We start from the raw sequence: 4,731 nt of genomic DNA, 5'->3' as shown, positions 1-4,731 counted from the left end.
ATTGCCAACGCCGGGAGGATGTCGGTTAGCGTACTGCGAAATCCTGCATCGATGGATGACGAAGGCTGGGCGCGCGTTGCTAACGGCATGAGTCAGCTTGCAGATTTGGATGTATGGGTAGTCGATGCCTCGCGGTTATCGGTAGAAGAAATTCGCTCAATCGCAGAGCGGCACAAACAGGAAAATCCAAACCTGTCACTCATCATGGCGGATTATCTTGGCCTGATTGAGAAGCCGAAAGCAGACCGCAACGACCTCGCAATTGCTCACATCTCAGGAAGCCTGAAGGCGATGGCGAAAGACCTGAAAACGCCTGTTATCTCCCTAAGTCAGCTTTCGCGCGATGTTGAGAAGCGACCAAACAAACGCCCGACAAACGCAGATTTACGTGATTCAGGAAGCATTGAGCAGGACGCAGACTCAATCATCATGCTCTATCGGGAAGCGGTATATGACGAGAACAGTAGCGCCGCGCCATTTGCTGAAATCATCGTGACGAAAAACCGTTTTGGCTCGCTTGGTACGGTTTACCAGCGGTTCTGTAACGGACACTTTGTTGCATGTGACCAGGATGAAGCCAGACAGATTTGCACAGCATCAAATGCACCTGCTGCGCGTGGCAGACGATATGCACAAGGGGCTGACGTATGACCATCTACATCACTGAGGTAATAACAGGCCTGCTGGTAATCGCAGGCCTTTTTATTTGGGGGAGAGGGAAGTCATGAAAAAGCTAACCTTTGAAATTCGATCTCCAGCACATCAGCAAAACGCTATTCACGCAGTACAGCAAATCCTTCCAGACCCAACCAAGCCAATCGTAGTAACCATTCAGGAACGCAACCGCAGCTTAGACCAAAACAGAAAGCTATGGGCCTGCTTAGGTGACGTCTCGCGTCAGGTTGAATGGCATGGTCGCTGGCTGGATGCAGAAAGCTGGAAGTGTGTGTTTACCGCAGCCTTAAAGCAGCAGGACGTTGTTCCTAACCTTGCCGGGAATGGCTTTGTGGTAATAGGCCAGTCAACCAGCAGGATGCGGGTAGGCGAATTTGCGGAGCTATTAGAGCTTATACAGGCATTCGGTACAGAACGTGGCGTTAAGTGGTCAGACGAAGCGCGACTGGCTCTGGAGTGGAAAGCAAGATGGGGAGACAAGGCTGCATGATAAATGTCGTTAGTTTCTCCGGTGGCAGGACGTCAGCATATTTGCTCTGGCTAATGGAGCAAAAGCGACAGGCAGGTGAAGACGTGCATTACGTTTTCATGGATACAGGTTGTGAACACCCGATGACATATCGGTTTATCCGCGAAGTTGTGAAGTTCTGGGATATACCGCTCACTGTATTGCAGGTTGATATCAACCCAGAGCCTGGACAGTCAAATGGTTATACGGTATGGGAACCAAAGGATATTCAGACGAAAATGCCTGTTCTGAAGCCATTTATCGATATGGTAAAGAAATATGGCACTCCATACGTCGGCGGCGCGTTCTGCACTGACAGATTAAAACTCGTTCCCTTCACCAAATACTGTGATGACCATTTCGGGCGAGGGAATTATACCACGTGGATTGGCATCAGAGCTGATGAACCGAAGCGGCTAAAGCCAAAGCCTGGAATCAGATATCTTGCTGAACTGTCAGACTTTGAGAAGGAAGATATCCTCGCATGGTGGAAGCAACAACCATTCGATTTGCAAATACCGGAACATCTCGGTAACTGCATATTCTGCATTAAAAAATCAACGCAAAAAATCGGACTTGCCTGCAAAGATGAGGAGGGATTGCAGCGTGTTTTTAATGAGGTCATCACGGGATCGCATGTGCGTGACGGACATCGGGAAACGCCAAAGGAGATTATGTACCGAGGAAGAATGTCGCTGGACGGTATCGCGAAAATGTATTCAGAAAATGATTATCAAGCCCTGTATCAGGACATGGTACGAGCTAAAAGATTCGATACCGGCTCTTGTTCTGAGTCATGCGAAATATTTGGAGGGCAGCTTGATTTCGACTTCGGGAGGGAAGCTGCATGATGCGATGTTATCGGTGCGGTGAATGCAAAGAAGATAACCGCTTCCGACCAAATCAACCTTACTGGAATCGATGGTGTCTCCGGTGTGAAAGAACACCAACAGGGGTGTTATTACTACCGCAGGAAAAGGAGGACGTGTGGCGAGACAGCGACGAAGTATCACCGACATAATCTGCGAAAACTGCAAATACCTTCCAACGAAACGCTCCAGAAATAAACGCAAGCCAATCCCAAAAGAATCTGACGTAAAAACCTTCAATTACACGGCTCACCTGTGGGATATCCGGTGGCTAAGACATCGTGCGAGGAAAACAAGGTGATTGACCCAAATCGAAGTTACGAACAAGAAAGCGTCGAGCAGGCTTTAACGTGCGCTAACTGCGGTCAGAAGCTGCATGTGCTGGAAGTTCACGTGTGTGAGTACTGCTGCGCAGAACTGATGAGCGATCCGAATAGCTCGATGCACGAGGAAGAAGACGATGGCTAAACCAGCGCGAAGACGATGTAAAAACGAAGAATGTCGGGAATGGTTTCACCCTGCATTCGCTAATCAGTGGTGGTGCTCTCCAGAGTGTGGAACAAAGATAGCACTCGAACGACGAAGCAAAGAACGCGAAAAAGCGGAAAAAGCAGCAGAAAAGAAACGACGACGAGAGGAGCAGAAACAGAAAGATAAAATTAAGATTCGAAAACTCGCCTTAAAGCCCCGCAGTTACTGGATTAAACAAGCCCAACAAGCCGTAAACGCCTTCATCAGAGAAAGAGACCGCAACTTACCATGTATCTCGTGCGGAACGCTCACGTCTGCTCAGTGGGATGCCGGGCATTACCGGACAACTGCTGCGGCGCCTCAACTCCGATTTGATGAACGCAATATTCACAAGCAATGCGTGGTGTGCAACCAGCATAAAAGCGGAAATCTCGTTCCGTATCGCGTCGAACTGATTAACCGCATCGGGCAGGAAGCAGTAGACGAAATCGAATCAAACCATAGCCGCCATCGCTGGACTGTCGAAGAGTGCAGGGCCATCAAGGCGGAGTATCAGCAGAAACTTAAAAATCTGCGAAACAGCAGAAGTGGGGCAGCATGAATATCTACGAAAGAATTGATGGCAGCAAATACCGAAATATTTGGGTAGCTGGCGACCTGCACGGATGCTACACGAACCTGATGAACAAACTGGATACGATTGGATTCGACACCAAAAAAGACCTGCTTATCTCGGTTGGCGATTTGGTTGATCGTGGCGCAGAGAACGTTGAATGCCTGGAATTAATCACATTCCCCTGGTTCAGAGCTGTACGTGGAAACCATGAGCACATGATGATTGATGGCTTATCAGAGCGTGGAAACGTCAATCACTGGCTGCTTAATGGCGGTGGCTGGTTCTTTAATCTCGATTACGACAAAGAAATTCTGGCTAAAGCTCTTGCCCATAAAGCAGATGAACTTCCGTTAATCATCGAACTGGTGAGCAAAGATAAAAAATATGTCATCTGCCACGCCGATTATCCTTGTGACGAATACGAGTTTGGAAAGCCAGTTGATCATCAGCAGGTAATCTGGAACCGCGAACGAATCAGCAACTCACAAGACGGGATCGTGAAAGAAATCAAAGGCGCGGACACGTTCATCTTTGGTCATACGCCAGCAGTGAAACCACTTAAATTTGCCAACCAAATGTATATCGATACCGGCGCAGTGTTATGCGGAAACCTCACATTGATTCAGGTACAGGGAGAAGGCGCATGAGACTCGAAAGCGTAGCTAAATTTCATTCGCCAAAAAGCCCGATGATGAGTGACTCACCACGGGCCACGGCTTCTGACTCTCTTTCCGGTACTGATGTGATGGCTGCTATGGGGATGGCGCAATCACAAGCCGGATTCGGAATGGCTGCATTCTGCGGTAAGCATGAACTCAGCCAGAACGACAAACAAAAGGCTATCAACTATCTGATGCAATTTGCACACAAGGTATCGGGGAAATACCGTGGTGTGGCAAAGCTTGAAGGAAATACTAAGGCAAAGGTACTGCAAGTGCTCGCAACATTCGCTTATGCGGATTATTGCCGTAGTGCCGCGACGCCGGGCGCAAGATGCAGAGATTGCCACGGTACAGGCCGTGCGGTTGATATAGCCAAAACAGAGCAGTGGGGGAGAGTTGTTGAGAAAGAGTGCGGAAGATGCAAAGGTGTCGGCTATTCAAGAATGCCAGCAAGCGCCGCATATCGCGCTGTAACGATGCTAATCCCAAACCTTACTCAACCCACCTGGTCACGCACTGTTAAGCCGCTGTATGACGCTCTGGTGGTGCAATGCCACAAGGAAGAGTCAATCGCAGACAACATTTTGAATGCGGTCACACGTTAGCAGCATGATTGCCACGGATGACAACATATTAACGGCATAATATTGACTTTTTGAATAAAGTTGGGTAAATTTGACCCAACGATGGATAAATGCACTCGTTAAATAAAGCCCTGAGTTAATAGCTCGGGGCTTTTTGCGTTTTAAGCACGGCCTTTCTGAAAGCACATCAAACCAAATACCAGACAGACAAAAATAATCACCTTATCCGCTGTGGCTACGGTGCGGTGTGCTTTGCATAAAAGAAAACCAGCGCAATGGCTGGCTTCGTGAAAGCGGGTGGCATGAGGTTGCGCTAACAACCTCATGCCGTTTTGCCCGTGCATAT

At 48.5% G+C, this 4,731-nt stretch carries 10 protein-coding genes; 9 read left to right on the top strand and 1 reads right to left on the bottom strand.

The genetic code is table 11. The annotated features are described in order from the left end of the window. The 9 genes from FEK46_RS22920 to FEK46_RS22880 all read left to right on the top strand — a co-directional run. Positions 1 to 651: DnaB helicase C-terminal domain-containing protein (locus FEK46_RS22920; RefSeq protein ID WP_240731154.1), on the top strand; the 651-nt coding region annotated here is incomplete at its 5' end. Positions 652 to 724: 73 nt separating this feature from the next. Continuing rightward, the gene (locus tag FEK46_RS22915) at positions 725 to 1,165 is read left to right on the top strand and encodes a recombination protein NinB (RefSeq protein WP_135559768.1); all 441 of its coding nucleotides are present in this window, start codon (positions 725 to 727) and stop codon (positions 1,163 to 1,165) included. After that, positions 1,162 to 2,034, top strand: coding sequence for a phosphoadenosine phosphosulfate reductase family protein (locus FEK46_RS22910; protein WP_135559767.1), 873 nt, complete (start codon positions 1,162 to 1,164; stop codon positions 2,032 to 2,034). Before FEK46_RS22915 ends, FEK46_RS22910 begins: the two co-directional genes overlap by 4 nt. Beyond that, positions 2,031 to 2,204 carry a protein NinD gene (gene ninD / locus FEK46_RS22905; RefSeq protein WP_135559766.1) on the top strand — a complete coding sequence of 58 codons (174 nt, stop codon included), beginning with the start codon at positions 2,031 to 2,033 and terminating at the stop codon, positions 2,202 to 2,204. Before FEK46_RS22910 ends, ninD begins: the two co-directional genes overlap by 4 nt. Beyond that, complete coding sequence (locus tag FEK46_RS22900; RefSeq protein WP_024257963.1) at positions 2,171 to 2,353, top strand: NinE family protein; 183 nt, start codon at positions 2,171 to 2,173, stop codon at positions 2,351 to 2,353. Before ninD ends, FEK46_RS22900 begins: the two co-directional genes overlap by 34 nt. Further along, positions 2,350 to 2,520: a protein NinF gene (locus FEK46_RS22895; RefSeq protein ID WP_064529141.1), complete on the top strand. Its 171-nt coding sequence runs from the start codon at positions 2,350 to 2,352 to the stop codon at positions 2,518 to 2,520. The genes FEK46_RS22900 and FEK46_RS22895 overlap by 4 nt, the downstream gene beginning before the upstream one ends. Beyond that, positions 2,513 to 3,124, top strand: a complete 612-nt coding sequence (locus FEK46_RS22890) for a recombination protein NinG (RefSeq protein WP_135559765.1) — start codon at positions 2,513 to 2,515, stop codon at positions 3,122 to 3,124. Before FEK46_RS22895 ends, FEK46_RS22890 begins: the two co-directional genes overlap by 8 nt. Further along, positions 3,121 to 3,786 carry a serine/threonine protein phosphatase gene (locus FEK46_RS22885; protein WP_135559764.1) on the top strand — a complete coding sequence of 222 codons (666 nt, stop codon included), beginning with the start codon at positions 3,121 to 3,123 and terminating at the stop codon, positions 3,784 to 3,786. Before FEK46_RS22890 ends, FEK46_RS22885 begins: the two co-directional genes overlap by 4 nt. Continuing rightward, positions 3,783 to 4,406 carry an antitermination protein gene (locus FEK46_RS22880; RefSeq protein ID WP_001235461.1) on the top strand — a complete coding sequence of 208 codons (624 nt, stop codon included), beginning with the start codon at positions 3,783 to 3,785 and terminating at the stop codon, positions 4,404 to 4,406. The genes FEK46_RS22885 and FEK46_RS22880 overlap by 4 nt, the downstream gene beginning before the upstream one ends. Positions 4,407 to 4,546: 140 nt before the next feature. On the opposite strand, the gene FEK46_RS23590 is transcribed toward FEK46_RS22880, so the two are convergent. Beyond that, complete coding sequence (locus FEK46_RS23590) at positions 4,547 to 4,729, bottom strand: hypothetical protein (RefSeq protein ID WP_116967959.1); 183 nt, start codon at positions 4,727 to 4,729, stop codon at positions 4,547 to 4,549. Positions 4,730 to 4,731: the final 2 nt, after the last annotated feature.

Source organism: Escherichia sp. E4736, from assembly GCF_005781225.1.
GTDB lineage: Bacteria > Pseudomonadota > Gammaproteobacteria > Enterobacterales > Enterobacteriaceae > Escherichia.
Note: the sequence above shows the minus strand (reverse complement) of the source record. Positions and strands in the feature narration are given on the sequence as shown.